Source organism: Duganella aceris, from assembly GCF_011090165.1.
In the GTDB taxonomy this organism is placed as follows: domain Bacteria; phylum Pseudomonadota; class Gammaproteobacteria; order Burkholderiales; family Burkholderiaceae_D; genus Rugamonas; species Rugamonas aceris.
In genome coordinates this window covers 1-1,224 of the sequence record NZ_JAADJT010000040.1, presented here as the reverse complement: position 1 = coordinate 1,224, position 1,224 = coordinate 1, and the positions used below count along the sequence as shown (strand labels likewise).

The window sequence follows — 1,224 nt, the reverse complement described above, 5'->3', positions numbered from 1 at the left end:
GTGTAGTAGTTCCGATTTGATCTGACAGTAAGGCCTTGCCAAAGGGTGGGGTTACCCGGTTTGATAGAGGTGCGAATCTTTATTAAACCAGCGCGCAAGCGCCAAGGAGTAACCCCATGAGCAGTGTTCCTCAAAGCGTCATCAAACACAAGGTCGGCTTGCTAAATTTAGCAACCGAGCTGGGTAACGTGTCCCGTGCCTGCAAGGTAATGGGCTTTTCGCGAGACACGTTTTACCGCTATCAATCTGCCGTCGAGGCCGGTGGCGTCGATGCCCTGATTGATGCCAATCGCAAGAAACCCAACCTGAAGAACCGCGTGGAAGAAGCCACGGAGAGCGCCGTTGTGGCCTTCTGCCTGGAGCAGCCGGCCTTCGGTCAGGTCCGCGCCTCCAACGAGCTGCGCAAGCGTGGCATCTTCATCTCTCCATCCGGCGTTCGGTCGGTATGGCTACGTCGTGATCTGGAATCGTTTAAGAAGCGCCTGGTGGCATTAGAGCGCCACGTCGCGGAAACGGGTGACGTTCTGACCGAAGCCCAAGTCGTCGCGCTTGAACGTAAGCAGGACGACGACGTCGCCCATGGCGAAATCGAAACGGCCCACCCTGGCTACCTCGGTAGCCAGGACACTTTCTACGTCGGCACGATCAAAGGCGTGGGACGTATCTACCAGCAGACCTACGTCGACACCTACTCGAAGTGGGCTGCCGCAAAGCTCTACAACACCAAGACCCCAATCACCGCCGCCGATCTGTTGAACGACCGCGTGCTGCCTTTCATGGAGGAACAGGGCATGGGTGTCGTTCGCGTGCTGACCGATCGCGGCACCGAGTTCTGCGGCAAAGCGGAGTCGCATGATTATCAGCTCTATTTGGCGCTGAACGACATCGAGCACACGAAGACCAAAGTCCGCCATCCACAGACCAACGGCATCTGCGAGCGCTTCCACAAAACGATTCTGCAGGAGTTCTACCAAGTCGCGTTCAGGCGCAAGATCTATCGCAGCATCGAAGAGCTGCAAGCCGATCTGGATGACTGGATCGCCTACTACAACAAAGAGCGCACGCATCAAGGCAAGATGTGCTGCGGGCGCACGCCGATGCAAACTCTAGTTGACGGAAAGGAGGCGTGGCGCGATAAAATCACCACACTGAACAGCTGAATTTGACCTGACAGTCGCAGGCTTCAAACCGGGTAACTGTCAGATCAAGTCGCGATCACTACAG

General features: G+C 56.4%; 1 protein-coding gene. It reads left to right on the top strand.

Going from position 1 to position 1,224, the window contains the following annotated elements; translation table 11 throughout:
- The first annotated feature begins 116 nt into the window (after positions 1–116).
- Complete coding sequence (locus tag GW587_RS30950) at positions 117–1,160, top strand: IS481 family transposase (protein ID WP_166108752.1); 1,044 nt, start codon at positions 117–119, stop codon at positions 1,158–1,160.
- The last annotated feature ends 64 nt before the right edge of the window (positions 1,161–1,224 follow it).

Bases quoted from the DNA above. Each gene is read 5' to 3' on its own strand.
- GW587_RS30950 (WP_166108752.1), top strand. From the start codon at position 117: ATGAGCAGTGTTCCTCAAAGCGTCATCAAACACAAGGTCGGCTTGCTA.